The sequence below is a fragment of the Kitasatospora sp. HUAS MG31 genome (assembly GCF_040571325.1).
Lineage (GTDB): Bacteria > Actinomycetota > Actinomycetes > Streptomycetales > Streptomycetaceae > Kitasatospora > Kitasatospora camelliae.
Genome location: NZ_CP159872.1, coordinates 7,744,068 through 7,769,824, shown reverse-complemented (window position 1 = coordinate 7,769,824; position 25,757 = coordinate 7,744,068). Strand labels below are relative to the sequence as shown.

Sequence of the window (25,757 nt, the reverse complement as noted above, 5' to 3'; positions counted from 1 at the left end):
GCCGGCAGCGCTCGACGCCTGCCAGGCGCCAACCAGCACACCTGTGTGCGCCGTCGCCGGCCCGGCGTGCCGAGGACTCGAGGAGTGCGGTGCGCCACTGGCCGGGCCTGCGCAGCGGTGACGGCCGCAAGGCGGCCGACCCGGGTGCGGAGGCCGGCGGCCCTGCGCCCGAGGACACCGGTCCTCCGCCGGAGGTCACGACTCCTCCAGGAGGGCCGCAAGCCGCTCGGCGAGGGTGTCCCGGTTCACAGGAGTGAGATGGACGAGGACGACATCGGTGCGCCGTTTGAGAGCGTCGGTGAACGGGTCGTGGTGGGCGTGGACGGTGGCGACGACATCGACCTCGGCGTCGAACACGGCGCGGACGGCTTCCCGGAAGGGCGAACAGGCCAGTTCCATCCGCCCGAGTTCGTCGATGAGTACGACCGCGCGCCGCCCGGCGGACGGCCGCGCCCCGGCAGATTCCAGCGCGGGCAGCGCCAGCCGCTCCATGACACCGAGGTCGACACCGTACCGTCCGACCCGGGGTGGGCCGGGAAGGTCGACATGGGCCAGTACGGCGCGCTCGCCCGCCAGGGTCTCCAGCGCGAAGCCGACGCGTGTGCCGTGCTGCCGGATCTCCGCCGTGGTGAAGCCGGTGACCTCACGGGAGCGCAGCAGCCCGGCCAGCCGGCGGGCAGCGGTGGTCTTTCCCGTGCCGGGGCGTCCCTCGATCAGAATTCTCGTCGGCATGGTGCTTCCCGACGGCAGGTTCCCGCGCGTGCCGTGGTGGCGGCGGACCGGTTCCACCTCGCACTACAAGTGTCGCGCACGGCTCGATGCCGAGCCGCACGGTTCCCGGCCTCGGCGACCCGCGGAACCACTCCCCCGCGTCGCACCCGCCGGTCGAGGAGTCACCGCAGACGCGCCCCTCGGCGCCATCGCCGCAGCGCGGGGAGTCCCTCTCCGAACCGGCCGGGGGCGTGCTGGTCGGCCTCGATCCGAACCGTGCAGGCGCGGCGGCCGCCGACCTCGCCGGTGGCGTGGACGACCGGGGCACGGTGGCCGGCGCAGGATCGGACGGCCTGCTTCCCGGCGCGGCCGGCCATCGACTCCCCCGGGGGGTTCGACGGTGTCCTTGCCCCGCACCCACGCCTTCTGTCTCGTCTTCAGACGTCTGCAGTGACATCGCGACCGGCTCAAGATGCAGGAGAGAGGCCCGGGGGTCGACGCCCAACCCTGCCGTGCGTGCCGGCCGGCGGAGGCCCCGGTGCCCCCGAGCCCCCGCCACCGGGTGGGACTCACACGCGTCGCTCGAAGCACCAGGCCGCGAGCGATGCGTCATCGCGGTTGCGCAGCGCGGTGTTGAGATCGCCGAGCGCGCGGATCACCTCGCGGTAGCCGTCGAGTTCGAGCGCGACGAAGTAGTCGATCACCACGCGGCCGCCGGGCTCGACCGCGAGCGTGGTCACCGACGCGCCGGGCGGGAACGTCCGCTGGGGCGCGGCCGGAAAGCCGGTGCGGGCGAGCGTCGCGAGCAAGGCCTCGATCCGCGCGGGATCGACCCGGCCGTGCGAGCTGTGGACCTCACCCCTGCCCTGTTGCCGGTAGCCGAGCGTGCCGTCGGTCGTCAGGGTCAGGATCTGCTGGCCCCATGGCGCGTCGGGCGCGGTCGGGTGGCCCTGCTCGAAGGTGATCGTACGCATCGCCGGGCTCGCGCCATGCGTGGCAGCGACCTGACCCTCGCCGACGCAGGTGCTGCACGGTAGGGCCTCGTCGTCGAAGGCGGTGCCCTCGCACACCGTGCACCGGCGGGTGCCGTGGCACTCGGGGCACGGTGCGAAGCCGGGGTCGGTGCGCTCGCGGGCGGGCCGAGGGGAGCCGACCGGGTGCCAACACCCCTGGCCGTCGCACTGGTTGCAGCCCCCGCCGCCCTGACACGAGCGGCAGCGGCCGTCGGTAGGCACGGCCGCGCGCAGACCGGGCGGCGGCGAGATCCCGGTGCCGCCGCAGGTTGCGCAGGTGCCGGTGCGGCCGCAGGTCCGGCACGGCACCGTCCGCGCCGCAGGCGCCCGCATCGCGGCCTCCAAGGTGTCGTCCTCGCCGTCCTCGCCGTCCTCGTCGGCCAGGTAGGTCACCTCGTTGCGCCCGTGAGGCGCTCGGCCGTCCCGGTCCGGGCGGGTGCACCGCCCTCCAAGCGGGCACGGGCGTAGGCGAGTTGGGCGGGGTTGAGGTCGAGCGCGGTGACCTCGTGGCCGGCCGCGGCGAGGGCGGCGGCGGTGTCGCCGGCGGAGGCGATGCACAGCACCCGGGACCCGGGCGGGAAGGCCGCGAGTTCCACAGCCGGGTCCTCGTACATCCGCCCGAACAGGATGCGGGGCCGCCCGGCCGGCCCGGCGAGGAGACGGCCTTCGCTCCAGGGGGTGCCGGTGCGGTGGGCGCCGGTGCGGGTCGTGGCGTCCCCCGGGTTGGTGGCGCGCGTGTCGACGGCGTGCAGGAGCCTCATGCGCTCGCCACCGCCTCACGGGCAGCGGCCGGCACCGGGTCGACTCCGGCGCTCCGACCGGCGACCAGCCAGATCAGGGCGAGGAGGGCGACGTCCTGCACGACCAGTCGCCCGGGCTCGGGGATGTGCTCGGCACCGAACAGCAGCCCGCCCGTGTTGAAGCCCGCGACCAGGGCGGTCTGCACCGCGGCGGCGGCATACGGGCGGCGCCGGGTGAGCACCCACACGCCGAGCGCGACCTCGGCGAGGCCGATGGCGACCAGCAGCGGAGTGACCGCGCCGGCGGGCAGCAGCGGAACGCCCTCGACGATGGCGCGCTGATCCGCCCTGCCCGGGAAGATCTTGCACCAGAAGCCCTCGTACCACCACATCAGCGCGACCGCGACGGCCGCCAGACGCCTGCTCCACGTGTCGGACACGTGCCCCCCTCTTCGTCCGGCGCGGGGCGTGCGGGAACACGGCGGCGCCCGGCCCGGACTGCTCCCGGGCCTTCCGACAGCATCATGACGGAGAATTTGAACGCGTTCAACTGCGTCGGCTGTGAGCACGGCGACGTCGGAGGGAAGCGGAGCCTGCAGAGGAGAGCACCCGCAACGGATCAACCAGGACGCGTGCGGCGGGCCCCTGCCGATCGCGGCGGGGCAGCGGCCACTTCGGCCACGAGACGCGCGGTAGGCCGGGACGGGTGCACAGGGTTTCGGCGCAGACCACGCTGACCTTCCCCGGCTGCATGACGCTCAGCCCGCCCGGATCGCCCGGTCGTCCTCGGCGATCAGCACGGTGTGGGTCATCGCCCCGGTTCTCTCCGCGATCGCGGATCCGGTGTCGCCGGGGTGGGGATGCGGAGCAGGCTGACGGTCCGGAGAGGTGAGGGCCGGTCGGCTCAGTCGTTGTCGATCTTGTTGCCACTTGGGTTGAGGACGTACCAGCCGGCGCCGTAGGCGGTGGAGCCCTCGCCGTTCGTGTCACCGGGCTGGTGGTCGCCTGCGAAGTAGTAGAGCGGGTGGCCGTGGTAGGTGACCTCCATGCTGTGGTCGGCGCGGGTGATGGTGCCCAGGTCGGCTGCGCTGACCCCGGTGCCTGCCTGCGGGGTGCCGGCGGTCGTCAGCGGGGGCCAGGCGGACGCGCAGGCGCCGTCGCAGGCGGACATGGCCGGGGTGTCCTTCTCGAAGAGGTACAGCGTGCGGCCCTGGCTGTCGGTCAGGATCATGCCCAGCTTCGAGCCGTTCACCGCGACCAGGGTTCCGGCCGCCCCGGCCTGGCTCGGCGGCTGGGAGCCGGGCGCTGGGGACGAGGTGGCCGGCGGGGAGGACGTGGCGGGGGCCGGAGCCGGCTTCGAGCCGCCACTGCCGCACGCCGCTGCTCCCAGGGCGAGCGCGGGCAGCACTGCGGCTGCCCTGACCAGACGTCGCATCTTCGACGCTCCTTCCACCGGGCTGCCGGCCCCGGTGTGGCGGCCTGGCGAGCGGCCCACCCTTCAGTACGCAGGGGACGCCTCCGACGTTCAACCACGGCGGGAAACCCGTACCGTCCCCGCGCACACCACCGGCGCCGCTGAGAACCGAGGGCGGGCGACGCTACCAGCCCGAGGTGTTCTTGCAGGTCAGCACACCGATGACGCCCAGCTGCGCGCACGCGTGGCGGCCGGCCGACCGGTGAGGGGGTGTTCCTGGTGACCTACGTCGGCCGGGCACCGGCCGCCGTCGAGAACCCCTCCGAGATCTACAACGCGGAGGACCGCACCCACGCCGAGAGAGCGATCGAGGCGTTCACCCGCGGCGCCGGAAGCCCGGCAGCGGCGCTCGCGATGGTGTTCAAGCTCGTCGAGACCGCCCAGGCCCGATGGCGCGCGATCACCGGCGCCCATCTCGTCCCGCTGGTCCGCGCCGGGGCCCGCTTCGAACGTGGTCACCTCGTCGAACGCCCCGAAACCTCGCAGCGTGAACGTGCTCAGCTGACACACTGAGGCCGAAAGCGCAGAACCGCACACAGGACCCAGAGGCCCATGCTGAACCCACTCGACGCTCCGGCCGCGGTGTCAGCCGCAGCCGAGCCGCTCATGGACCTGCTCGACGACTGCAACCACGTGACGTCCATAGAACTGTTCCATGTGGTCCCGACGGCTGGGGCGACACGCGGTCATGACTGGATGCAGGAGCTCCTTCAAGCCGTGTACAACGCGGGGCCCAGCGGATACCAGGCAGGAACGCCGGTCCACCCGTTCGAGTCACCACAAGCCTGGCGGGACATTCTCCGCCGAGAGGTCACCGAGGGATACATGCAGCCCGCCAGCAAGTGGCCCTCGGCGCCCGACCTGCCCACGCCCGATGAGATCCGGCGCGCGGGCGAGCTCGCCGATGGCATCGCCGACCTCATCGAAGCCCATCTGGGGCCCGTCCGAAGCTCCGGAGACGTCGACGGCCCGCGCATGGGCATGGGCGCCATATGGTCGCGCAACCTGCTGTTGGTCACCAGCGACTGGGCCACCGTCCTCTCTCTCGGAGTTGATCACTGACCGAACGCGACCACGTCAACTGCGGCCGCCGCCCCAGCGGATGTCATCGCCCACAACTCTTGACAATCACTCGGGATCAGCCGGGGCGGCATCGCGCCGCGCGGCTCGTACATCACCGCGGACGTCCACGGTCTGGGTCAGTGTGTACGTTCCGGACCGACGAGGCGGTGGCGGCACGTCCGCTCGGACGGAAGCCTGAGCGTCGTCTTCCTCGCCGACGCACCGTGCTGGACGCCTCCGTGTTCCCCACCCGCGGGCGGGTCACCGGGCCGGGGCCCGTGCAGGGTGTCCAAGCAGTCTGGGCACATCCGAAGTGCCGGGGGGACACCGATGCGGGGGCCTCCCGCACGGCGGCCCGCCGATGCCGTCGGGGCCGGGCGCCTCCCAGAAGACGTCAGGTCAGATCCTGCTCGAGTCCGAGGAGTTGAACGCTCGGCGGCCACCACCGCGCGCACCCGGTGGGCCGGCGACCTGCCGCCCTGCCCGCTCGGCTCGCTCGGCCTGCGCCGGGCCCGGGACCGGGCGCGTCATGCTGTCGCCGTCACGGTGTCGTCGCGGTCCGCGGTCAAGGTCCTCCCCGTCACGGGTCTGTCCCGGCGGTCGGCGACGGCGTCGGCGGGGTGCGGCGGCGGTCTGAACCGGCGTCAGCGCAGGTCGGCGGCCGGGTGCGGCTCGGCATGGCGGGCAACGGCGCGGGCGGTTTCCGGCTGCACATGTCACAGCACTGTCCTGGGGGCGGCCCGGGCGCAACGGTTCGGCCGGGAGCGCGGTCCTGGTCTTCGGAAACCCGCTCGCACCGAGCACCCGGCACCCGCCGCCCGATCCGGAGGAAAACACCGTGCGCGTCCGCAAGCTCGCCTTCGCCACCCTGGCCGTCACCGCCGCCCTGTCGCTCACCGCGTGCCAGGACGACGGAACGGGCACCGCACAGGGCGCCCCGACCGCCGCCACGACGGCGTCCAGCGGCGCCTCCCCCAGTGGCGCTCCGGCCTCCGGCGGTCCGGCTTCGGGCGGTCCGGGGAAAGGAAGCACGCCGCCCACCGCCGCACCCGCCGGCTCCGCCGGGGCCGGGAAGGGCGCCAAGTGCCGGACCGCGGACCTGACCATCACCGCCGCGGACCGCACCATCACCGGCGACGCCGACCACACCGTCGTGGTCGAGCTGAAGAACCACAGCGGAAAGGACTGCACGCTCTCCGGGTACGCGGGAGTCGATCTGAAGACCTCCGCGGGCACCCTGTCCGCGAAGCGCTCCGGCGAACCGGTCGTCACGGGCGTCGTGCCGAACGGCAAGTCGACGTACTTCGGCATCACCTACCCGGCCAACGCCTCGGGCGGCTCCGGCGCCCACATCACCGGCCTGGTGGTGACCCCGCCGGACGAGACCCAGTCGGTCACTCTGCCCTGGCCGGGCGCCGGCTCACTACCCGTCACGGACGGCAGCGGATCCCCGGTGAAGATCGGCCCGATGGGAAGCGCCGGCCAGGGCCAGTGACCGCGGGGCGTTCCCGCCCCGGCAGCGACCCGGTCGACGGCCGGGGCGGCCGGGGCCGTCGGGTTACAGGTACCCCGACGGTGTTTCAGGGGCCCGGCCGGACACCCAGGGGACGAGCGGTCCCCGGTCAGCCCAGTGCGTGGACCCGCCTGTACTCGAGGGCGTAGGCGAGCTTGCCGGGCTTGGGTCGGTGTAGGGCTTGCTCAGCTTGTCGAACTCCCCGCCGATCCAGCCCTCGCCGTCCACATCGGTGTCATGGGGCGGGAAGTACGGCGCGATCGGGAAGATGCGGGTCTCCAGCAGATCGCCGGCGAACAGCACCCGGCCGTCGATGAGGACGATCTGGTCGGAGCCGGTGTGCGCGGGACCGACCTCGCGCAGCAGCACGGTACGGCCGCCGAGGTCGATCTCGGCCTCGCCCTCGTACACCAGGTCGGGGTCGACCAGTTCGACGTCTTCGAGTTCGGCGGCGACCGCGGGGCTCTGGCCCTTGAACATGCCGAGGTAGCCGGCTCCCTTGCGCCGCAGGTCGGCGCGCTGGCCGCGGTTGTAGACGATCGTGGCGGCGCCCTTGAACGCCTGCGCGCCGAAGCCGTGCTCGGGGTGGAAGTGCGTGATGGTCAGGTACAGGCGGCGGTCGCCGGCCAGGCGCCGAGCCTGCTCCAGGACGTGGGCACCGTTGCGGGGGCCCATACCGGTGTCGATGACCATCGCGGCGCACTGCTCGACGCGGCGGAGACCCTCGTACGAGAGCGGGGCAGCGACGGCTGGTCGCTGCGTGAGGCATCGGCGCGGGTCGGCGTCAGCCCCAGCGCCGCCTACCACCACTTCGGCTCGCGTGACGCACTCGTATCCGCACTGTCCGAGGTCGCGCTGGCCCGGCTGGGGAATCGCCTGCGCGACACCATGGACGCGGCACCGGAGCAGGGCACGGAACGTCTCGCCGCATGCGGGCGGGCCTACGTCACCTGGGCCGTCGAGGACCCGGCCGTCGCCCGGCTCGTCTTCCGTGGTGGTGCCACGACGGCGCAGTCCGCCGTCTCACCCCACCCGCACGACGTGCTCACCGCCGAGCTCGACCGGCTGACCGACACGGGCCACCTGCCTCCGGGGGCCCGCCCGGGCGCCGAATTCGCGATCTGGGCCACCATCCACGGCCTGGCCGTCCTGCTCGTCGACGGCCTCGTACACCTCGACGACCGGCAAGGCGTCGAGTCCCAGGCCGAACGTCTGGTCCTCGCCACCTTCAACGGCCTCGCGCGGGAAACCGCCCCCGAGCCAAACCGGCCCATGCCCACCACCACGCACACGCGGCGCCTCACCCGGAGCCCGGCCCCCGGCCCCGCACCGCACACCCTCTCCCCCTGAGGGACCCGCGCTCGGCCGCAGGCCGGAAGGTGTCGCCCCGCAGGCAACGGCAGTCCTCCGGGGTCGGCGCACCGTTGAACTCCACTGAACTCCACGCCGGCAGCGGGCCGGGCGATCTGCGCAGACGCGTCCGGCGACTTCCCTCACGCGCCCGAGGAGGATGATCGGGTCGGTGGACCGGCGTGGCGGCTTGGTGGCGGGTTCCGGCCGGGCGGCTCCGGCGCGACGGGGTTCTGACAGTGCGACGGCCGGTCGCGGCGCACCTGCCGGCGGTGGTCGCGGCGCACGGACTGGTAGGGCTGCGGCGGCCGGCGGCCTCGACAGGTGCCGACGGTCGTACCCGGCGGGGTCGGCACTGCGACTGACGGGGCGGGGACGGGGTCCGGTGGCGGCTCGAGCCGGGGCGCCCGGGTGACCTTCCCGCGGTTCACGGGCCTGACGATGGTCAACCCGACGACGGCGCCGTCCTTCGCCGCGCCGGTGACGGGAGGGGGCGGCCCGGGTGGTGCGGCGGCGCGGGCCGCGTTCGCGGCCGGCGTGTGCGTGCCCTCGCCGCCGTGGCAGCAGCTCCTGGCGGTGGTGGGGGTGTCGATGGGGCGCGCGCCACTCACCGAAGGCGCGGCGGCTGACCTCCTGCGCCGGGTAGGACTGGTGGGCCATGACGCTGTGCGACTGCCCTGAGCGCGACGAGTGACGGCTGTGGCTGGTGCCACCAAGACAGGCGGCGGAAGCGGGAACTCCGCCCGATGTGGTGACGGATCGTCATATGGCGATCGCTTCGGGTGGAGCTCACGGGCGACTTCGCTGGAGCATTGGTGTGATCGGGGGCGCATGGGCGACCTTTTCGATCATGAAAACTATCCCAAAAGCTGCCATTTCCGGCCCGATTTCTTGATCCTTACTGCCGGTAACAGCCAACTGACCTGCGCCGTCAGGGAATTGCTTGATTACTGACCGCAACCGCCCGTAGCTTCTTGGGCGGTGCAACGAGCACCACCCGGGTTCACCCCGATGCACGGCCCGCCGGCTGACCCCCGGCGCGAGGGCCGTGCCCGCCGACCGGCCGAGCTCGGAACGGGCCGACGGCGAGCGGGGAAGACCGGGGCGGCACGGCACGTCGGACACGTGCCCCGCCGCCCATCGAGTGAGGTGAGCGAAACGCGGGCCCCACCGGGGCCTGGTTCCGCATGCCTGCCCGGGGGCTTGTCGAGAGGATGTTCATGACTTCCGGTCACGAGACCACCGCTGCCACCACCTCCACCGAAGCCACCACCAAGCGCAACCGAGTCCGCGTGGCCGTCGTGGCCGGCACCGCCGTCGTGGCGCTGCCGGTGGCCGGCCTCGTCTCGGCCCCCTCGGCCTCGGCCGCCTCCGCCTCGACCTGGGACGCCGTCGCCCGGTGCGAGAGCGGTGGCAACTGGTCGATCAACACCGGCAACGGCTTCTACGGCGGTCTGCAGTTCTCCGCCGGCACCTGGCGGGCGTACGGCGGCACCGCGTACGCGCCGCAGGCGAACCAGGCCAGCAGGGCGCAGCAGATCGTCGTCGCCGAGAAGGTGCTCGCCTCGCAGGGCCCCGGTGCCTGGCCGGTCTGTTCCAGGAAGGCCGGTCTGACCAGGGGCGGCGCGCCGGCCCAGGTCGACACCGCCACCAAGGCCCAGCCGGCCGCGCCCAAGTCCGCCCCCAAGTCCCAGCCCGCTCCCACGTCCAAGCACACCCAGGCCGGATCGGCCCACAAGCCCGACCGGAGCTCCACCGACGCCACGCGATCGGCGCGGACGCCCACCCCGTCGGCCCCGGTCAACTCCCCGAGGAACGGCGCCCCCACCGGCACCTACACCGTCAAGAGCGGCGACACCCTGAGCGAGATCGCGGTCAAGTTCGGCACCGATGTGCGGAGCCTGTACGCGAGGAACGTCCGGACCATCGGCGGCGACCCGGACCTGATCTTCCCGGACCAGGTGCTGGACCTCTGACCCCTGGTCGGACCACGGCCGGCCACCCCCTCCGAGGGGTGGCCGGCTCCGGCGCGTGGGCCGCGGTGTCCGGCCCCGTGCGTGGACCCGTCCGTGGAGACGTGCGTGGCGCCGTGCGCAGCCCTCGACGTGCGACCCGGGCGGGAGCGACCCGTTGTCCGCGTCAGTAGGCTCGCGGGGTGCCGAAGCTGATCAGTGACCGCGAGTTGACCGGTTCCCCCGTCGTCGCCAACAACACCATGAACCGTGAGCGCGGGCTGAGCGGCGTCAACAGCTACACCCGCGAACTGGGCTTCGACCCGGCGGTCCGGCTGGCCTCGGCCGGCGCGGACGCCGCCTGGCTCGACCTGTGCAGCGGCGAGGGCCGCGCACTGGTGGAGGCGGCGCGGGCGTTGCCCGCGGCGGCCGAGTTCACCGGCGTCGACCTGGTCGGCCCGCTCGCCACCCCGCCCGATCCGGCCGCGGTGCCGGCCCTGCGCCTGGTGACCGCGGCGATCGCGGACTGGGAGCCGCGGCGCCGGTACCACCTGATCACCTGCGTGCACGGTCTGCACTACCTGGGGGACCAGCTCGCAGCGATCACCCGGGCCGCCTCCTGGCTCACCCCGGACGGCCTGTTCGCGGCGCACCTGGACCCCGACTCGTTGCGGTGGGCGGACGGTTCCGCCGCCGCCCGGCCGGTGCTGGCGGCGCTGCGGGCGGCCGGGTTCTCCTACCGGGCGCGGCGTCACCTGCTGACGCTGGAGGGCGGACGCGAGGTGCGGCTGCCGTTCGACTACCTCGGGGCGGACCCGGCGGCCGGCCCCAACTGGACGGGCCAGCCGGCCGTGGCCTCGCACTACCGGGACGCGTCGCGCCACCGGGCATCGTCGCCGCCCGTCCTCCGACCGCCCGCTGTACCCGTCCGCACCGATCTCCCCGGGTGAGGGGCCGGCGTCCTCAACCTCGGCATCGGCGACGCCATGAACCTCGGCTGGAAGCTCGCGACGACCGTGCGCGGCCACGCCCCGGACGGGCTGCTCGACACCTACACCCGCGAACGCCATCCAATCGGCGCGTCGGCCCTCGACTGGACGCGGGCACAGACCGCGGCCATGCAGCCGGATCCGCACGGCCAGGCGGTCCAACACGTGATCCGCGACCTGATCGGGACGCGTGACGGAACGACTTACGTGTTCACCAGGGCATCGGGCGCGACACGCCGCTACGACCTGGGCGGCGAGCACCCGCTGGTCGGCCGCGACGCGCCGGACCTCCGCCTGGAGGACGGCACCCGCCTCGCGGATCTGATGCACGACGGACGGGGCGTCGTCCTCGATCTCACCGCCGACCGGTCCCTGCACACCCCGGCCACCCGCCGGGACCGCCGGCTCCGGTACGCGGCCGGGCCGGCGCGGAACGACCTCGGCCTGAGTGCCCTGCTCGTCCGGCCCGACGGCACGGTCGCCTGGGCCACCGCCGGCCGCCCCGACCACACCGAGTTCGAGCGGACCGCGGACCGCTGGTTCGGTGCCGCCGACCGTGAGCAGCATGCACGTGGCCACGGGGAGCACGCATGACCTGAGCCCCGTCGGGGTGTGCGGTGCCTGCCGCGCCTGGTCCTCTGGTGAGACCTCCACGCCGGGCACGGCCGGAGGTGGCGTGAATCGGCGCGGGACCGGCGGCACGAGCTTCATCGCTCCGCGCTGACTCCGTGCAGGCGGCGATCGCGCAGGACCTTCCCGGCTCGGCCGGCGCAGGGGTTCGGCCCCGCCGCACTGCTCACGGCGGGGCCGAACCCGTGCGTCACGACCTCAGGGGTCAGACGGGGCGGATGTGCTCCGCCTGCGGGCCCTTCTGGCCCTGGGTGATGTCGAACTCGACCTTCTGGCCTTCCTGCAGCTCGCGGAAGCCCCGGCCCTCGATGTTGGAGTAGTGGGCGAAGACGTCCGGGCCGCCGCCGTCCTGCTCGATGAAACCGAAGCCCTTCTCGGCGTTGAACCACTTCACGGTGCCAGTAGCCATACGTGCTTTCCTGTTCGAGGCGCTGGGCACGCCTGCTGCGCGCCCACGGGGTGAGGTGATCGCCCTGGTCCTCCGCTGACCGGACAGCAACGCGCCCGCGGAGTCGACCGCGGGCGTCGAGACTTCGGAACCACGACTGCTGGGAGCAACGTAGCGGATCTGTGATCATTTCGCTACACACCGCTGCGTCAGACGATCCGATGCATGTCGGCATCCCGTGCACGTGTCGGCCGGCCTCGCCGAAACGACCGGAACATCATCTCCGTGGGGCACCGGCCCGGAGCGGAATCGCCCCGGGAGGGGGCTGGCCACTCGGGACTCAAAAGCCCAGGTTGACCGCCCATCAGGCAGGCGGGGCGGGCGTCGGGCCTGCTTGCTCCGCGGGATCTCCCTCTCCGGCTCCGGCTCGCGGACCTGCCTGCGCAGCCGGCACGGTTCCTCGCGCCCTGCGGAGTTCAACGGGCCCTCACCCCCGGGTGAACAGGCGCTCCCATACCGCGGCTTGACCGTTGTCCAACCCGCCGCGCCTAGCGTCCTGTCCGCCGGGGCGATGGCCGTGCCGGAGCGTGCCGACGGACCGGGGGGCGTCCTTGAAAGGCTCGTCGCGCAACGGCGACCCGCTCGGCGGGAACAGGGACTTCAGGCTGCCGCGGGTCCGCGGCCTGACGACGGGCCCGGGACCGCGGCGCCCGGCCCGCGACGGGACGCACCCGCTCGTGTCGGCGCCCCCGTACGCCGGGCTGATGCGTGGTCTGAGCGGCGCGGCGCTGCTCCGGTTGCGCCGCTCCACGGACCTGACGGCGGGGGCGGCGGGCGTCCTGCCGGCCCTTCCCACGGCGTTCGAGGGAGAAGGCGGCCGGCCGTCCCTGCACGCCGCCGGCTGATCCCGGGCGCCCGAACGACCACTGGAGGAGAACCCCTTGTTCGACGCACTGTCCGATGCCCTCGCCGACGAGCAGTTCTACGCACCGCTCGGCACGATGGCCGACCCCGGTCGGCGCTTCGCGCCCGCCCGGGTTCCGGCCGGCTGGCGCGGAAGCGACCGGGACATCTGGACGGCGTGGAGCGGCCCGGGGGCCCGCCGTGTCGAGCAGGGCTGGAAGATCCACGTGTCGGCCCGGCTGGAGCGGGCCCAGGACGTCCTCGACGTGGTGGCGGACACCTGCTTCGCCGAGGGAGTGCCGTTCAAGCACGTCTCGGCGCACTTCTTCTTCCTCGCCCTCCACCACAAGCACGGCGCCCGCTCCCAGTCGGGCAAGTTCTGCGCCGTGTACCCGCCGGACACCCCGGCCGCCGAACGGCTCCTCGCCCTCCTCGCCGACGCCCTGCGCGGTGAGGAGGGCGCCTACGTCCTCACCGACCGCCGGTACCGGGACTCCCGGACGGTCCACTACCGCTACGGCGCGTTCGGCCGCCGCAGCCGGCTGCTGCCCGACGGCACCGGGGAACCGCTGCTGACGGACGGCCACGGGCGCGAGGTGCCGGACCTCCGGCTGCCGTACTTCGTCCTGCCCGAGGGCGTCACCGACCCCTTCGTGGCCGAGGAGCCCGCGCCGCACCGGGGCGCGATCCGCCTCCGCGACTACGAGGTCGTCCAGGTGCTGCAGCCGAGCAACGCCGGTGGCGCGTACCAGGCCCGCGACACCCGCACCGGACGCCTCGTCCTCATCAAGGAGGCACGCCCGCACAACGGTTACACCTGGGACGGCGTGAGCGCCCAGGAGCGGCTGCGCCGGGAGTACGACGCCCTCACCGCCGTGCACGCGGTGGCTCCGGGCGTGTGCCCCGAACCGCTGGACCACTTCACCGAGTGGGAACACGACTTCCTCGTCATGGAGTACGTCGAGGGACTCCCCCTGGTGAAGTGGATCAACCGCTCCTCGCCCGTCCTGCTGGCCGACCGGCCCGCCGCGGACTTCGACCGGTACCACGCTGACTGCCGCCGCATCCTCGCCACGCTGGACACGGCCCTCGGCCGGATCCACGCGCTGGGGATCCGGTTCGGCGACGTCAGCCCCGGGAACGTCATCGTCACCCCCGCCGGGGACGCCAGGCTGGTCGACTTCGAGTCCGTGACCCCGCAGGACACCCGCCCCGCCCGGATGGGCACCCCGGGCTTCGCACCGCCCCCGGGCCTCGCCGCCGGCCACCACTCCACCGACCCGGTCCTCACCGACCGCTACGGCCTGTCGGCCCTCGCCCTCACCCTGCTGGCGCCGTTCCACAACGGGCCCCAGCTGACCTCGGCCAACTTCGCCCTGCTGCGGCGCGATCTGGCGGCGACGGGACCGGTGCCGCACGACCTGTGGCAGCGGGCCACCGCCTTCCAGCGGTCCGGCGAGGACCCGCCGTCCACCCTGCCCGGCCCCGAGGAGGTGGACGCCGACCCGCTGGGCTGCCTGACACGGCTCGCCGAGCGGACGGCGTCGGGACTGCTCGCCCTGGCGGACACCGACAGGACCGACTGGGCCTTCCCGCCGTCGCCCCAGGCGTTCCACACCAACACGGTGTGCGTGGCGTACGGAACGGCCGGCGTGGTGCACGCCCTGCACCGGGCCGGCCTCCCCGTCTCGGACGAGGTCGACAAGCGGCTGCGCAGGGACGCGCTCGCCGCGGCGGACGCCCTGCCCCCCGGGCTGGCCGTGGGCTCGGCCGGGGTCGGGCGGGTGCTGGCCCGGGCCGGGCACCTCGACGAGGCGATCGACCTGCTGCGCGCAGCCGACGGCCATCCGCTGACGGGTACCACCACCACACTGGCCGGCGGACGGGCCGGGGTCGGCCTGGCCTGGCTCGCCCTGCACCGGCGTACCTGCGACCCCCACCACCTGGAGCGGGCGGCCGCCGCCGGCGACGCGATCCTGCACACCGCCGACCTGGCGCCGACCCTCGGCGCCCACGACGCCCGCGGCCTGTTCCACGGCCGCTCCGGACTGGCGCTCTTCCTCCACCACCTCGCCCGCGCGACCGGGGAGCAGCGCTACCTGGCGGCGGGACGCGGGCTGCTCCACGAGGAACTGGATCGCGCGGTGGAACTGCCCGACGGCTCCCTCTCGTTCGCCGACAACGCCGTGAACCGGCGCGTCATGCCCTACCTGGCCACCGGGTCCGCCGGAATCGGAACGGTCCTGCTGCGCTACGCGGCCGCCACCACGGACGAGCGCTGCACCACGGCCCTGCCGCGCGTCCTCGCCGACGTCCGCAAGGTCAGCGCGGTCCAGGCCGGCCTGCACGACGGCTTCGCCGGACTGGTCTACCTGCTCGCCGAACACGCCGACTTCACCGGGGACGACGCCGACCGCCGGGACGCGGTGCGGCTCGCGACCGGGCTCCTCAAGTACGCCGTCCCGCACGGTGACGGCGTCCGCTGGCTCGGAACGGGCTCGCTCCGGTTCAGCGCCGATGTGGCCAGCGGCAGCGCCGGGATCCTGCTGGCGCTGCACCGAGCCCTCCATGGCCCGGGTGACGACTGGTTCACCCTGGATCCCGCCCACCCATAGGAACCACCCACAGGAAAGCGAAGGGAACCGTCCATGACCGAGATTCTCGCCCTCCAGCAGCTGGAGTCCCAGATCGAGCAGGACGAGACGGAGGCGTCCGCCTTCCCCTGCTTCAGCATCTACGCCAGCACCATCACCCAGACCTGGTACTGATCACCACCGTCCGCCGACGCCGTCCCCAGGAAGGAACCGTTCCATGACCGAGATCCTCGCCCTCCAGCAGCTGGAGTTCCAGGTCGAGCAGGACGAGACGGAGGCGTCCGCCTTCCCCTGCTTCAGCATCTACGCCAGCTCGTTCGTCGACAACGAGACCTACTGACCCGACCAGGAAGGACCGACCGTGACCGAGATCCTCGCCCTCCAGCACCTGGAGGCTCACCCCGAGGCCGAGGCCGAGCTCGACGCGAGCTACCCGTGCCTCAGCATCTTCGCCAGCCACTACTACGAGACCCTGTAGTCCCCGGCTGACCAGCAGTTCCACCCCGGCGGACCGGCAACCGAACCGGCCCGCCACCTCGGCCACCAGCCGTCGAACACCGCCTGCCACCCAGCAGGGGCGCGCTGTGGCCCACGGCCACCGTTGATCTCCGTCCGTCGACACGACTCACGGTGATCAACGGTGGCCGTCCCGTACGCGGACCGGCCTCACCCGGCAACATCACCACTCCCCCGCCCTCGACCGCCCTCGACCGCTCCGGCCGGAGACACGATCCGACTCGACGGGAGATCAGAAGTCGCCTCCGACTGTGCCCGAGAGCCGGTAGGCGGTGGAGGTGTCGACCCCGAGCACGGTGAGCAGGTCGAGGGCGGCGGTGAACGGCGGGGCGCCGGCCAGGCGGGCGGCGGCAAGGTGGGCGGGGAGGCGGCCGGCGGCGATCAGGGCGGCCCACTGGGTCGCGGAAAGGGCGAGGTAGCGCAGGCCGGGGAGGTCGGCGAGCACCGCCAAGTCGGGAGTGGGACAGCGGGCCAGGTCGAGGGAGCGCAGCGCGGGAAGGGTGCGCAGCGGGGCGAGATCGATGGGGGTTTCGGAGCCGACCACGAGTGAAGCGAGGTGCGGGTGGCCGGTGAGCGGGGTGAGGTCGGCGTCGGCGGCGAGATTGACGGCCAGGTCCTCGACGGGGAGGGCGGCGACGGGGGTGAGGTCGGTGGTGGCGCAGCGGTTGAGGTGCAGGCGGCGCAGGTGCAGGGTGGCGGAGAGCGGGGCGAGGTCGACGGGTGAGGGAGCGTCATTGAGGTGGATCGCCTGGACGCCCGGTGCGAGTCGCTCGTCCAGGGCGGAAACCACCAGCTGGCGCGGGCCGTTGCCGGACTGCTGCGGGGCGTGCGGATCGGGCCGGCCCAGGGCCAGGCCGAGCCAGGCGGTGACGGAGGAGGCGACGTAGCGTGGGCCGTCGTTGAAGTCCCGGCCAGGGGCGGTCGGTACCTGGCTCTCCATGCACCGTTCCTCGACCGGCCGCCCGAGCCGCCGCTCCGGACTCGCCGCTCCGAGTCGCCGCCCGCGCAGCGAGCTCATGGGCGGAGGCCACGTTGTCCGGCGACAGGCCCGCTCGGGCGGAACGGGGCATCAGCGAGGCGATCGGCCTGAGTGTTCTCCGTTGTGTGAACGCTCGGCGCGCTGGGATGATCTTCACCGTGAGCATCTTCGTGGCCGTTCTTCTGGCGGCCCTTCTTCCCGTGCTGATCGATTGCCACCGCAGATCCAGAGCTGCCGACTGGGCCAGGACACGGTTCGACGCCGCCGCCTACGGTCTGGTGCCGGCCGGCACGCTCGATCCGCGCCGGGCCGGCCCGCCCGGGCCGCCCGGACAGCGGGAGACGTCACAGGCGATAGCCGCCGCGGCCTGGGGCGGTGACTGGCGCCCGGCTGCGGCCCATGTCGAGGCGGCGGGCCGGGACTGGGACGAGCGCTGGTCCAGGCTGGAGTTGCTCGCCGAGATCGCGCAGCAGGACGACGCCTGGCTGATGGAGTGGCGTATCGCGGAGCCGCGAAGCTGCGACGCGGCCACGCTCGTGGCCAAGCTGTCGGTCCACCGGGCCTGGGCGATCCGCGGCAGCGGGTACGCGCGCCAGGTGCCGGCCCAGAACATGGCGAAGTTCCGGCAGCTGCTGCCGACCGCGATCGAGGCCGCCCAGCGAGCCTCGCTCCTGGGCCCGGAGAACCCCGGGCCGTGGGTGGTCATGGTCACCGCCGCCCGCGGCGCCCAGTACACCCCGAGGCGGTTCCGGCCGCTGTGGCACGGCCTGGTCGCCCTGCCCCGCACCACTACGAGGGGCACTGGCAGGGCATGCAGTACCGGTGCGCCAAGTGGTCCGGCTCCCACCTGAGGATGATGCTCTTCGCCCGCCGCGCCCTGCTCCGGGCGCCGGCCGGCAGCCCGCTCGCCGGCATCTACCTGCACGCACTGTCCGAACTCAACGAACGTACCGGGAACATCTTCCACTACACCTGGCCGGTCAGGCGGCACCTGCGTGCGGTCACGGCCTCGCTGACGGCCCTCCCGGAGGACAACCCCCACCTGCCCGTCCTGCGGCACCTGCTCGCCTACCACCTGAGCAGGGCCGGCCTGTTCACGCAGGCCCTGGAGCAGTTCCGGCTGATCGGACGCTGGTGCGGCGCCTCTCCCTGGCGAGACCAGGGCACTCCGACGGCGACGTTCGACCTCGCCCGCGGCGTCGCGGTCAGGCTGTCCAGGACGAGTCCCTTGCCGGCGCCGCCCACCAGGGACCTCCTCCACCACCACGGATAGCGACCGGCGACACCGTCGACCGTCCGACGCCTTGCCGCGACGACTGGGCGGGTGGGGCGCAGCGAGGCGTTCGCGATGCTCCGATCAGGCGTCGAGCGTCTGGCCCTCGCGCCGGACGATCGGCGGTTCCGTCGACCACGGGAAGTTGATCCACCCGTCCGTGCGCTTCCACACGTACTCGCACTGCACGAGCGAGTGCGACTTCTCGTAGACGACGGCGGACCGCACCTCGGCAACGTGACCGAGACAGAAGTCGTGCACCAGCTTCAGCGTCTTGCCCGTGTCGGCGACGTCGTCGGCGATCAGGACCTTCTTGTCGGTGAAGTCGATCGCCGCGGGGACAGGCGCCAGCATGACGGGCATGTCAAGAGTGGTGCCCACACCCGTATAGAACTCGACGTTCACCAGGTGAATATTCTTGCAGTCCAGCGCATACGCCAGACCCCCGGCGACGAACACACCGCCGCGGGCAATGCTCAGGATGAGATCGGGCTCAAATCCATCGTCGGCGATCATCTGCGCGAGTTCGCGCACCGCCCGACCGAACGTCTGGTAACTCAGGTTCTCGCGCTCATCAGTCACAGTGTTCAGTGTGGCAGCCGACCGGGCAGCGAGCACCGGCACGCCGGGCAACGGGGAAGCAGCGTCCACGCTCCGAGCCCGCGCCACCGCCACCGCCCCGGGTCCGCCCCGGCCACACGCACCGCAAACCTCGGTGCGGACTGCGCCGACATCGGCTCCTCCGAGCACAGCCCGGCCGCGCGGGCGAGGGCACTTGACAGCACGATTCGTAGCGGACGACTCTCAAGACGGCTTTACCCGAGCATCCTGGCGAGTTCAACGCGTGCTAGTCGCGAGCTGGCTCGGATGTACCCGCTGCAGGCGCCTTCGGAGCGACGCCACGCGACGCACCCGACATCCGCAGCGCGGCCCTGCGCCCCGCGCTCGCCGGCCCGGACCGACACCGGACCTCAAGGCGGCGACATCGCCGACGGCCTCCACCTGGACACCCGCCACCTCCGCCGGCGCTGGTGGACGCGGGGCGCGCGGTACCGAACGGATCGCTCACCGCGCCGTTCGGCACGGACCACTCGAACGTTCCAACAGGGACCTTCGGCCCCAGCGGGGAGGTCGGCTCGCACGTAACCTACGGACTCGTAACCTACGCACCCGTAGGTTGTTCCCGTGTTCTGGAAGTTGGAGCCGTGACCACCGTCCCCGCCGCCCGCACCACCGGGCATGCCCACCCGTCCGATGTGAAGCTCCTTCAGGCGCTGGAGGAGGTGGTGGAACGCGAACTCAACCGCCATCTCGATGTGTTCAAGGAATGGATGCCGCACGAGTACGTGCCGTGGAGCCGTGGCCGGGACTTCGACGGACCGCTGAACGGCGAGGCGTGGGCGTCGGACCAGTCCCCGATCTCCGAGGTCGGGCGGGTGGCGATGGTGGTCAACCTGCTCACCGAGGACAACCTGCCCAGCTACCACTACGAGATCGCGACCCTGTTCGGCCGGGACGGAGCCTGGGGCACCTGGGTGCACCGCTGGACCGCCGAGGAGGCCCGGCACTCCATGGCGATGCGGGACTACCTCGTCGCCTCGCGGGCGGTGGACCCGGTCCTGCTGGAACAGAGCCGCATGGCGCACATGTCCGCCGGCTTCGTCTCGGACAACCGGCACTCACCGCTGCACACGGTCGCCTACGTCGCCTTCCAGGAACTGGCCACCCGCATCTCGCACCGCAACACCGGCCACCACTCCGGCGACCCGGCCTGCGACCGGCTGCTCGCCCGGATAGCCGCCGACGAGAACCTCCACATGATCTTCTACCGGAACCTGCTCAAGGCCGCCCTGGAGATCGCCCCCGACCAGGCCATGCGCGCCATCGCCGACGTCGTCACCGGCTTCCGGATGCCCGGCCACGGCATACCCGGGTTCGAGCGCGCTGCCGTCCAGATCGCCCTCGGCGGCGTCTACAACCTCCGCGTCCACCTCGACGACGTCCTGAACCCGGTGCTGCGCCACCTCAAGGTGCTGGAGAGCTCCGGCCTCGGCCCCGAAGGACTGCGGGCCCAGGACGAACTCGGCGCCTTCCTCGGCGGCCTGGACGGCCAGGCGACCCGCTTCGACGAACGGCGGGCCGCGATCCTGGCGCGCCGAGCCGCCGTCCGGGGCTGACCCCGTGGTACGAACCCTGAACGTGGGTGCGAGCCCGCGCAGCCGTGCCGGCGCAGAGGCCGACAGCTGAGGTCGCCAGCGTGCTTCTCGCCGGGGCCACTGTGGGACCGCTGTGGCGTGGGAGGCCCCGGTGCTGCCGGTGGCCGCCGCACGGAGCCGGCCCGGCTTCGAGGACGTGGTGGGCTACTGCACCAACCTGCTGCCGCCGCGGGTGCGGATCGACACCGGGCGCACCCTCGGCGAGACGCTGACCGAGGTCCAGGGGCAGCTGCTCGACACGCTGGGGCACCAGGTGTCCCCCCCTTCGCCGAGCTCGTCGCGGAAGCGGGGGCGCACCGGCGCGGGCACCCCGCTGCTCACCACCTCGCTCGCCTTCGAGCGTGAGGTGACGTCGCCCGCGTTCGACGGCCTGAAGGTCACCGAGGCCGACTCGCTCCCGGCCCGTGGACCGGCTGCCCGTCAGCGTGATGAAGAGTCAAATTCCCTACCCGGCGGGGCTGGCTCCGCGGCGCGGCCGGCGTCGGACCGAGACGTCCGACGCCGGCCTGCGCCACCCCCTCCACCGGCTGGAGGAGGCGATGGGCTGGGTCTGCGCCCTCGGCAGCGGCATCGAAGGCCTGGTCGCCAAGCCCGTCACCGCTGTCGGTCATGCGCGCTGTCGGACTTCTGAGCAGCGGACTCCCGCCGCCGAGAGCGTCGAACTCACCACCGGGGCCCGCGAACGCCGCGGCAAAGGCGGTCCGTACGTGCGCGGGCCCTCGGAGGTTGCGGGGTCAGCTCTCCGGGGCGGGCCGGGTGTTCGGTGGCTGCACGGCCAGCTGGGCCCTGGCCCGGCGCTCCGCCAGGATCGGGATGAACGTCCGGACGTTGGCGTCGCGCAGTTCGTCGTAGGCACCTGCGACGAGAGCGTCCACGGTGGCGGGGTCGGCCGCGGGGTGGGCGGACTCGTTCGGTAGCCGCACCGCCGGCGTCCCTGACCAACCGTCGCCACACGAGGTCCGGTGCGCCTGCGGACCGTCCGTCATCGCCGGCGTGGTCCGCAGCGCGCGCTGCAGGCCGCTCGGGCGCGGGCCCGCGCCCGGGGGCCGCCCCCGGCGCGCGACCGTCCTTCCCGGGCTCGATCGGCACGCCGACGCGGCTCGGGCGTACGTCGCCGCGGCAGGCGGCCCCGGGACCCGGCTGCCGGTGGGCGGAGCGATCCCGCCGCCGGGACCACCAACGGTTACGTATACGTAGTCCGGGCAGCCCTGATTGTCCTCCGGATCGGCTGACGGCACGGTCGGAGGTACCTCGTACAGAGGTCACCGGCGGGGGACCGTTCCAGGAGCTGACATGGCCATTTCCTCTCTTCGCATCGAGTCCGTCGAAGGCGATCGGGCTTCCGACCCGGCACCGACCGGGCGCGCGACGGCGGTCGCACTCCGTGACGCACCGGCCTCGCCGGCGGCCGTCCCCGCCCTGCGGCACTTCGCCCGCGACGCGGCACGGAGGTGGGACCTCCCCGACGAGACCGTCGACCGGCTCGCGCTCGTCGTCACGGAGCTGGTCACCAACACCCTGCTGCACAGCGGCAGCCCCGATGTCGTGGTCGCGATCGAGTACCACGGCACGGCTCTTACCGTCGAGGTCAGGGACTCGGGGACGTGGCGGGACCACCGGTCGCGACGCCGCGGCGCAGAGGACGTGGCCACCGGCGGGCGGGGCCTGGAGCTGGTCCGGCAGTGCAGCACCTGGTGGCGGGCCGTCCTCTCCCCGCTCGGGACCCGGGTGATGGCCTGCCTGCCCGTCGGCCCGCCGCCTGGGTGACCTGCGCGCCCGAGGCCCCGTGTGCCCCCGAACCCCGGCATCCGCACCTCACCTCGGCAGCCGCCGCCCGCCCGACGAGCCGGACTCCTCCCCTGACCCCGCGAACTCCTCCGCGCCGGACCCCCGGCCGTCTCATCCGGGGCGCCCGGGGAGGTCCGCCCAGACCAGGTGCCCGGGCGAGAGGGCGGCGGTCCCCATGCCGCGGCCGGCGAGGCGACGATGTGGAGCCCTCGCCCGTGGCAGGCCTCGGTCGGCGGCTGCGCTCCCGGGAGTGACCCGTCCGGGCACCCCGGGCCCCGTTCTCCGACCTCCAGACGGACCACCGCGCTGCCCGTGGCGCTCACGGTGCGACGCAGGCGGTACCAGACGGGTCCCGCGCCGTGCCTCAGGGCGTTGGTCGCGAGTTCGGAGAGGATCAGGACGGCGTCGTCCACCAGGGCGATGGCCGGCCACCACAGCGAGGCGCGCCGCTGGCTCGACCGGCTGCTGTCGGTCCCGGACGGGCCGAGCCGGGAGAGGGTGGCGGGCCTGCGACTGTCCGGGTCGTACGCCATCTGGCAGGGCGACGTCGGACCGGCGCTCCGCCTGCTGACGGAGGCGGGCCGGTCCGCGACCCGGCTCGGCGACCGGGCCGAGATCGCCTACACCGCGCACCTCCCGGGCATGGCCGCCCTGCTGGAGGGCGATGCGGCGCGGGCGGTGGCACTGCTGGGCGAGGCACTGGACCGGATGCACGCCGCCGGGGCCCGGCAGCGCGAGGTGAACACGCGGCTCTTCCTGGGCGTGGCACTGATCATCGCCGGTGACCTCGGGCGGGCCCGACGCGTGCTGGACGGGTGCGTCGCCTGGCTGGCGCGGCGCGGCGAGGTGTGGTGGCGGGCGCTCGGCCTCACCCTGATCGCCCATGTCGAAGCGGCGGGCGGCCGACTCGAGCAGGCCGAGGCCGCGGCCCGGGAGGCACTGCGCTCCCATCGGCGGCTCGACAGCCGGCCGGGCCTGGCCTTCGGCCTCGAAACCCTCGCCGCACTCGCCGGACAGCGGGCGGCGCAGCAGGAACGGGCGGAGCAGCGGGAACGGGCGGCGCAGCACGAACGGGCGGCGGAGCACGAACGGGCGGCGGAGCTCGCCGGCGCCGCGGAGGAACTCTGGCGCGCCATCGGCGCCGGGCCCGAGTCCCACTTCCCCGTCTTCCGGCCGCGCCGCGACTACCTGCCCCGGGCCCGGGTGGCGCTCGACACGGCGGCCTTCGAGCGGGCCGTACGCGCGGGCAGGGACATGCCGCTCGACACCGCCCTCGCCCGCGCGCTGGAGGAGGAGGCCCGACCGCCCGAGCCGACCCCGGCGGCGGACCGGTCCCCGCTCACCAGGCGGCAGTGGGAGGTCGCCGAGCTGGTCGCGCTGGGACTGACCAATCAGGAGATCGCCGCCCGGCTGGTCCTCTCCCGGCGCACCGCCGAGACCCACGTGGAGCACATCCTCACCCGGCTGGGGTTCACCTCGCGGGCCCAGATCGCCGCCTGGGTGGCCGAACGACGCCCGGCCATGTCACCCGAGCCCTGACCGCCTCCTCCGGTCGCCGTCCCACTCCTGCCCGGTCATCCCGACAATCAGCGCCCCGGATGACGTCGGCAAGCAGAGCGATCCCCTGGAGGACCAGGAGAAGACCCGATGCCACAGTCGATGCACCCAACCGTTTCCTGATCGATGTGCCAGTTTGCCTAATAGGTGTAGGCAGATGGACAATCACCTACCGTAAAGCGCAGAAGCGATTCGGAGGATGAGCATGGCTCGGGCGGGACTGACCACGGAGCGCCTGGTTCAGGCGGGGGCGGATCTTGCCGACGAGATCGGGTTCGAGCAGACGACCCCCGCGGAGCTCGCCCGGCGGTTCGGCGTGAAGACCGCGAGCCTGTACTCGCACCTGAAGAACGCCCACGACCTCAAGACCAGGATCGCCCTCCTCGCCCTGGAGGAACTCGCCGACCTGGTGTCCGCCGCCGTGGCCGGGCGCGCCGGCAGGGACGCCCTGACCGCCTTCGCGAACGTCTACCGCGACTACGCCCTCCAGCACCCTGGCCGCTTCGCCGCCGCCCGGTTCCGGCTCGATCCGCAGACGGCGGCCGCCAGCGCCGGGGTCCGGCACGCCCGGATGATGCGGGCGGTCCTGCGCGGGTACGACCTGGCCGAACCGCACCAGACGCACGCGGTGCGCCTGCTCGGCAGCGTCTTCAGCGGCTTCGTCGGCCTGGAGACCTCCGGGGCCTTCAGCCACAGCGCCCCGGACGCCCAGGAGAGCTGGACCGAGATCCTCGACGCGCTCGACTCCCTGCTGCGCACCTGGCCCACGGCCACCTGACACACCCTGCCGACCGCACCTGCCGACCACCTCTGCCGGCCGCTCCCCTGCTCAAGCTGATCAAGAGACCGAGGACATGCACACCGCGCACGACTGGACCACCACCCCCGTCACCGCCGACCTCCTGCGCGGCGCACTCGACCTGGAACACACCGAACGGGGCACGTTGCCCCACCGGTTGCCCGGGTGGGCCCGTCGGCAGATACCCGACGGCCAGCTGGCGATGGCGGAGTCGCAGCCCTCCGGCGTGCGACTGGCGTTCCGCACCCGGGCCACCGCCGTCGAGCTGGACGTCGTGGCCACCAAGCGGAGGTACGTCGGAGCGCCGCCGCGCCCCGACGGGGTGTACGAGCTCCTCGTCGACGGGCGGCTCGCGGGCCGGGGCAGCGTGCCGGACGGCGACGTCCTCACCGTCGACATGGCCACCGGGGCCGCGGAGACCAGGCCCGGGCCGGTTCGGACGGTGCGGTTCACCGGTCTGTCCGGTGACGAGAAGGACGTCGAGATCTGGCTGCCGCACGACGAGACGACCGAGCTGGTCGCCCTGCGCAGCAACGCCCCGGTCCGGACCTCACCGCCCCGCGGCCGCAGGGTCTGGCTGCACCACGGCAGTTCGATCAGCCACGGCTCCAACGCCACCGCTCCGACCGGGACCTGGCCGGCCGTGGCCGCGGCCCTGGGCGGGGTGGAGCTGGTGAACCTGGGACTCAGCGGCAGCGCCCTGCTCGACCCGTTCACCGCCCGGACGATCCGCGACACCCCTGCCGACCTGATCAGCCTCAAGATCGGCATCAACCTGGTCAACACCGACCTGATGCGGCTGCGCGCGTTCGGCCCGGCCGTCCACGGCTTCCTGGACACCATCCGCGAAGGCCACCCCGCCACCCCCCTCCTGGTGACCTCCCCGCTCTACTGCCCCATCCACGAGACCACCCCCGGGCCCACCGCCCCGGACCTCGGCGCGATGAGCGAGGGGCGGCTGCGGTTCACGAGCACCGGCGACCCCGCGCAGACCGGCGCCGGGAAGCTGACCCTCACCGTGATCCGGGACGCCCTCAGCCGGATCGTCCGGCAACGCGCCGCCACCGACCCGAACCTGCACTACCTCGACGGCCTCGACCTTTACGGCAGTACCGACCACGCGAAGCAGCCGCTGCCCGACGAACTCCACCCGGACCCTGCCACCCACCGGCACATCGGCGAACGCTTCGCCCACCTCGTCTTCGGCGAGGACGGCCCGTTCGCGGCGGGTGAAGCGTCGGCGTCGACGGTGTTGACGACGGGGTGACGGCGACGCGGCCTCAGTCCGAGGTGGCGACGCGGTCGATCCG

The 25,757-nt window shown here is 73.2% G+C and carries 25 protein-coding genes and 2 pseudogenes; 17 read left to right on the top strand and 10 right to left on the bottom strand.

Translation table 11 applies throughout. The annotated features are described in order from the left end of the window. Nucleotides 1-195: 195 nt before the first annotated feature. The 5 genes from ABWK59_RS35165 to ABWK59_RS35145 all read right to left on the bottom strand — a co-directional run bounded on the left by ABWK59_RS35165 (nucleotide 196) and on the right by ABWK59_RS35145 (nucleotide 3,899). Complete coding sequence (locus ABWK59_RS35165) at nucleotides 196-732, bottom strand: NTPase (protein ID WP_354644730.1); 537 nt, start codon at nucleotides 730-732, stop codon at nucleotides 196-198. A gap of 548 nt (nucleotides 733-1,280) precedes the next feature. Next, entirely contained in the window at nucleotides 1,281-2,117 is an 837-nt protein-coding gene (locus ABWK59_RS35160) for a hypothetical protein (protein ID WP_354644729.1), read from the bottom strand. Further along, complete coding sequence (locus tag ABWK59_RS35155) at nucleotides 2,114-2,485, bottom strand: DUF3419 family protein (RefSeq protein WP_354644728.1); 372 nt, start codon at nucleotides 2,483-2,485, stop codon at nucleotides 2,114-2,116. Before ABWK59_RS35155 ends, ABWK59_RS35160 begins: the two co-directional genes overlap by 4 nt. Further along, a complete protein-coding gene (locus tag ABWK59_RS35150; RefSeq protein WP_354644727.1) occupies nucleotides 2,482-2,904 on the bottom strand; it encodes a DoxX-like family protein in 423 nt (140 codons plus the stop codon). The genes ABWK59_RS35155 and ABWK59_RS35150 overlap by 4 nt, the downstream gene beginning before the upstream one ends. Nucleotides 2,905-3,368: 464 nt before the next feature. Further along, nucleotides 3,369-3,899 carry a hypothetical protein gene (locus tag ABWK59_RS35145; RefSeq protein ID WP_354644726.1) on the bottom strand — a complete coding sequence of 177 codons (531 nt, stop codon included), beginning with the start codon at nucleotides 3,897-3,899 and terminating at the stop codon, nucleotides 3,369-3,371. Between the two features lie 357 nt (nucleotides 3,900-4,256). Between ABWK59_RS35145 and ABWK59_RS35140 the strand changes: the two are divergent. The 3 genes and pseudogenes from ABWK59_RS35140 to ABWK59_RS35130 all read left to right on the top strand — a co-directional run. Next, nucleotides 4,257-4,451: pseudogene (locus ABWK59_RS35140) on the top strand (hypothetical protein); the annotation flags it as partial. Between the two features lie 39 nt (nucleotides 4,452-4,490). Beyond that, nucleotides 4,491-5,000, top strand: coding sequence for a hypothetical protein (locus ABWK59_RS35135; protein WP_354644725.1), 510 nt, complete (start codon nucleotides 4,491-4,493; stop codon nucleotides 4,998-5,000). 838 nt (nucleotides 5,001-5,838) lie between these two features. Continuing rightward, nucleotides 5,839-6,495 (top strand): DUF4232 domain-containing protein, encoded by a 657-nt coding sequence (locus tag ABWK59_RS35130; RefSeq protein ID WP_354644724.1) that lies wholly within the window; start codon nucleotides 5,839-5,841, stop codon nucleotides 6,493-6,495. 63 nt (nucleotides 6,496-6,558) lie between these two features. Here ABWK59_RS35130 and ABWK59_RS35125 read toward each other — a convergent pair whose 3' ends face one another. Then, nucleotides 6,559-7,188, bottom strand: a complete 630-nt coding sequence (locus tag ABWK59_RS35125; RefSeq protein WP_354644723.1) for an MBL fold metallo-hydrolase — start codon at nucleotides 7,186-7,188, stop codon at nucleotides 6,559-6,561. Between ABWK59_RS35125 and ABWK59_RS35120 the strand changes: the two genes are divergently transcribed. The 4 genes and pseudogenes from ABWK59_RS35120 to ABWK59_RS35105 all read left to right on the top strand — a co-directional run. Next, on the top strand, nucleotides 7,165-7,863 hold the full coding sequence (locus tag ABWK59_RS35120; protein WP_354644722.1) for a TetR/AcrR family transcriptional regulator: 699 nt from the start codon (nucleotides 7,165-7,167) through the stop codon (nucleotides 7,861-7,863). The genes ABWK59_RS35125 and ABWK59_RS35120 overlap by 24 nt on opposite strands. Nucleotides 7,864-9,083: 1,220 nt before the next feature. After that, a complete protein-coding gene (locus ABWK59_RS35115) occupies nucleotides 9,084-9,839 on the top strand; it encodes a transglycosylase family protein (RefSeq protein WP_354644721.1) in 756 nt (251 codons plus the stop codon). A gap of 179 nt (nucleotides 9,840-10,018) precedes the next feature. Beyond that, nucleotides 10,019-10,765: a class I SAM-dependent methyltransferase gene (locus ABWK59_RS35110; RefSeq protein WP_354644720.1), complete on the top strand. Its 747-nt coding sequence runs from the start codon at nucleotides 10,019-10,021 to the stop codon at nucleotides 10,763-10,765. Then, nucleotides 10,766-11,398 (top strand): annotated as a pseudogene (locus ABWK59_RS35105) (FAD-dependent monooxygenase); the annotation flags it as partial. It lies immediately after the preceding gene. Nucleotides 11,399-11,639: 241 nt separating this feature from the next. On the opposite strand, the gene ABWK59_RS35100 reads toward ABWK59_RS35105, so the two are convergent. Beyond that, entirely contained in the window at nucleotides 11,640-11,843 is a 204-nt protein-coding gene (locus ABWK59_RS35100) for a cold-shock protein (protein WP_354644719.1), read from the bottom strand. Between the two features lie 743 nt (nucleotides 11,844-12,586). On the opposite strand from ABWK59_RS35100, the gene ABWK59_RS35095 reads away from it, so the two are divergent. The 3 genes from ABWK59_RS35095 (at nucleotide 12,587) to ABWK59_RS35085 (ending at nucleotide 15,659) form a co-directional block, all read left to right on the top strand. After that, nucleotides 12,587-12,727: a hypothetical protein gene (locus ABWK59_RS35095; RefSeq protein ID WP_354644718.1), complete on the top strand. Its 141-nt coding sequence runs from the start codon at nucleotides 12,587-12,589 to the stop codon at nucleotides 12,725-12,727. Nucleotides 12,728-12,763: 36 nt separating this feature from the next. Beyond that, nucleotides 12,764-15,340, top strand: a complete 2,577-nt coding sequence (gene lanKC / locus ABWK59_RS35090) for a class III lanthionine synthetase LanKC (protein ID WP_354644717.1) — start codon at nucleotides 12,764-12,766, stop codon at nucleotides 15,338-15,340. A 196-nt stretch (nucleotides 15,341-15,536) separates the two neighbouring features. Continuing rightward, on the top strand, nucleotides 15,537-15,659 hold the full coding sequence (locus ABWK59_RS35085; RefSeq protein ID WP_354644716.1) for a hypothetical protein: 123 nt from the start codon (nucleotides 15,537-15,539) through the stop codon (nucleotides 15,657-15,659). Nucleotides 15,660-16,067: 408 nt separating this feature from the next. Here the strand turns inward: ABWK59_RS35085 and ABWK59_RS35080 are convergent, their stop codons facing one another. Beyond that, nucleotides 16,068-16,775: a hypothetical protein gene (locus ABWK59_RS35080; protein ID WP_354644715.1), complete on the bottom strand. Its 708-nt coding sequence runs from the start codon at nucleotides 16,773-16,775 to the stop codon at nucleotides 16,068-16,070. 197 nt (nucleotides 16,776-16,972) lie between these two features. On the opposite strand from ABWK59_RS35080, the gene ABWK59_RS35075 reads away from it, so the two are divergent. Next, nucleotides 16,973-17,665 carry a hypothetical protein gene (locus ABWK59_RS35075; RefSeq protein ID WP_354644714.1) on the top strand — a complete coding sequence of 231 codons (693 nt, stop codon included), beginning with the start codon at nucleotides 16,973-16,975 and terminating at the stop codon, nucleotides 17,663-17,665. Further along, nucleotides 17,626-18,087 carry a hypothetical protein gene (locus ABWK59_RS35070; RefSeq protein ID WP_354644713.1) on the top strand — a complete coding sequence of 154 codons (462 nt, stop codon included), beginning with the start codon at nucleotides 17,626-17,628 and terminating at the stop codon, nucleotides 18,085-18,087. The genes ABWK59_RS35075 and ABWK59_RS35070 overlap by 40 nt, the downstream gene beginning before the upstream one ends. 84 nt (nucleotides 18,088-18,171) lie before the next feature. Here the strand turns inward: ABWK59_RS35070 and ABWK59_RS35065 are convergent, their stop codons facing one another. Beyond that, nucleotides 18,172-18,669: a phosphoribosyltransferase gene (locus ABWK59_RS35065; RefSeq protein WP_354644712.1), complete on the bottom strand. Its 498-nt coding sequence runs from the start codon at nucleotides 18,667-18,669 to the stop codon at nucleotides 18,172-18,174. A gap of 623 nt (nucleotides 18,670-19,292) precedes the next feature. Here ABWK59_RS35065 and ABWK59_RS35060 point away from each other — a divergent pair. Next, the gene (locus ABWK59_RS35060; protein ID WP_354644711.1) at nucleotides 19,293-20,264 is read left to right on the top strand and encodes an acyl-ACP desaturase; all 972 of its coding nucleotides are present in this window, start codon (nucleotides 19,293-19,295) and stop codon (nucleotides 20,262-20,264) included. A gap of 773 nt (nucleotides 20,265-21,037) precedes the next feature. On the opposite strand, the gene ABWK59_RS35055 is transcribed toward ABWK59_RS35060, so the two are convergent. Continuing rightward, a complete protein-coding gene (locus ABWK59_RS35055; RefSeq protein ID WP_354644710.1) occupies nucleotides 21,038-21,226 on the bottom strand; it encodes a three-helix bundle dimerization domain-containing protein in 189 nt (62 codons plus the stop codon). Between the two features lie 370 nt (nucleotides 21,227-21,596). Here ABWK59_RS35055 and ABWK59_RS35050 point away from each other — a divergent pair, with 370 nt between their 5' ends. From ABWK59_RS35050 to ABWK59_RS35035, 4 genes are all read left to right on the top strand, one after another. Next, entirely contained in the window at nucleotides 21,597-22,070 is a 474-nt protein-coding gene (locus ABWK59_RS35050; RefSeq protein WP_354644709.1) for an ATP-binding protein, read from the top strand. A 441-nt stretch (nucleotides 22,071-22,511) separates the two neighbouring features. After that, entirely contained in the window at nucleotides 22,512-23,630 is a 1,119-nt protein-coding gene (locus ABWK59_RS35045; protein ID WP_354644708.1) for a LuxR C-terminal-related transcriptional regulator, read from the top strand. Between the two features lie 223 nt (nucleotides 23,631-23,853). Then, the gene (locus tag ABWK59_RS35040) at nucleotides 23,854-24,426 is read left to right on the top strand and encodes a TetR/AcrR family transcriptional regulator (RefSeq protein WP_354644707.1); all 573 of its coding nucleotides are present in this window, start codon (nucleotides 23,854-23,856) and stop codon (nucleotides 24,424-24,426) included. Between the two features lie 76 nt (nucleotides 24,427-24,502). Next, nucleotides 24,503-25,714: a GDSL-type esterase/lipase family protein gene (locus tag ABWK59_RS35035; protein WP_354644706.1), complete on the top strand. Its 1,212-nt coding sequence runs from the start codon at nucleotides 24,503-24,505 to the stop codon at nucleotides 25,712-25,714. Nucleotides 25,715-25,757 lie beyond the last annotated feature (43 nt).

Excerpts from the sequence above, each read along its gene's own strand:
- ABWK59_RS35145 (WP_354644726.1), bottom strand. The coding sequence starts at position 3,899 with ATGCGACGTCTGGTCAGGGCAGCCGCAGTGCTGCCCGCGCTCGCCCTG.
- ABWK59_RS35080 (WP_354644715.1), bottom strand. The coding sequence starts at position 16,775 with ATGGAGAGCCAGGTACCGACCGCCCCTGGCCGGGACTTCAACGACGGC.
- ABWK59_RS35040 (WP_354644707.1), top strand. The coding sequence starts at position 23,854 with ATGGCTCGGGCGGGACTGACCACGGAGCGCCTGGTTCAGGCGGGGGCG.
- ABWK59_RS35095 (WP_354644718.1), top strand. The coding sequence starts at position 12,587 with ATGCGTGGTCTGAGCGGCGCGGCGCTGCTCCGGTTGCGCCGCTCCACG.
- ABWK59_RS35100 (WP_354644719.1), bottom strand. The coding sequence starts at position 11,843 with ATGGCTACTGGCACCGTGAAGTGGTTCAACGCCGAGAAGGGCTTCGGT.
- ABWK59_RS35070 (WP_354644713.1), top strand. The coding sequence starts at position 17,626 with ATGCAGTACCGGTGCGCCAAGTGGTCCGGCTCCCACCTGAGGATGATG.
- ABWK59_RS35045 (WP_354644708.1), top strand. The coding sequence starts at position 22,512 with ATGGCCGGCCACCACAGCGAGGCGCGCCGCTGGCTCGACCGGCTGCTG.
- ABWK59_RS35115 (WP_354644721.1), top strand. The coding sequence starts at position 9,084 with ATGACTTCCGGTCACGAGACCACCGCTGCCACCACCTCCACCGAAGCC.
- ABWK59_RS35155 (WP_354644728.1), bottom strand. The coding sequence starts at position 2,485 with ATGAGGCTCCTGCACGCCGTCGACACGCGCGCCACCAACCCGGGGGAC.
- ABWK59_RS35050 (WP_354644709.1), top strand. The coding sequence starts at position 21,597 with ATGGCCATTTCCTCTCTTCGCATCGAGTCCGTCGAAGGCGATCGGGCT.
- ABWK59_RS35135 (WP_354644725.1), top strand. The coding sequence starts at position 4,491 with ATGCTGAACCCACTCGACGCTCCGGCCGCGGTGTCAGCCGCAGCCGAG.
- ABWK59_RS35125 (WP_354644723.1), bottom strand. The coding sequence starts at position 7,188 with ATGGGCCCCCGCAACGGTGCCCACGTCCTGGAGCAGGCTCGGCGCCTG.
- ABWK59_RS35035 (WP_354644706.1), top strand. The coding sequence starts at position 24,503 with ATGCACACCGCGCACGACTGGACCACCACCCCCGTCACCGCCGACCTC.
- ABWK59_RS35085 (WP_354644716.1), top strand. The coding sequence starts at position 15,537 with ATGACCGAGATCCTCGCCCTCCAGCAGCTGGAGTTCCAGGTCGAGCAG.
- ABWK59_RS35165 (WP_354644730.1), bottom strand. The coding sequence starts at position 732 with ATGCCGACGAGAATTCTGATCGAGGGACGCCCCGGCACGGGAAAGACC.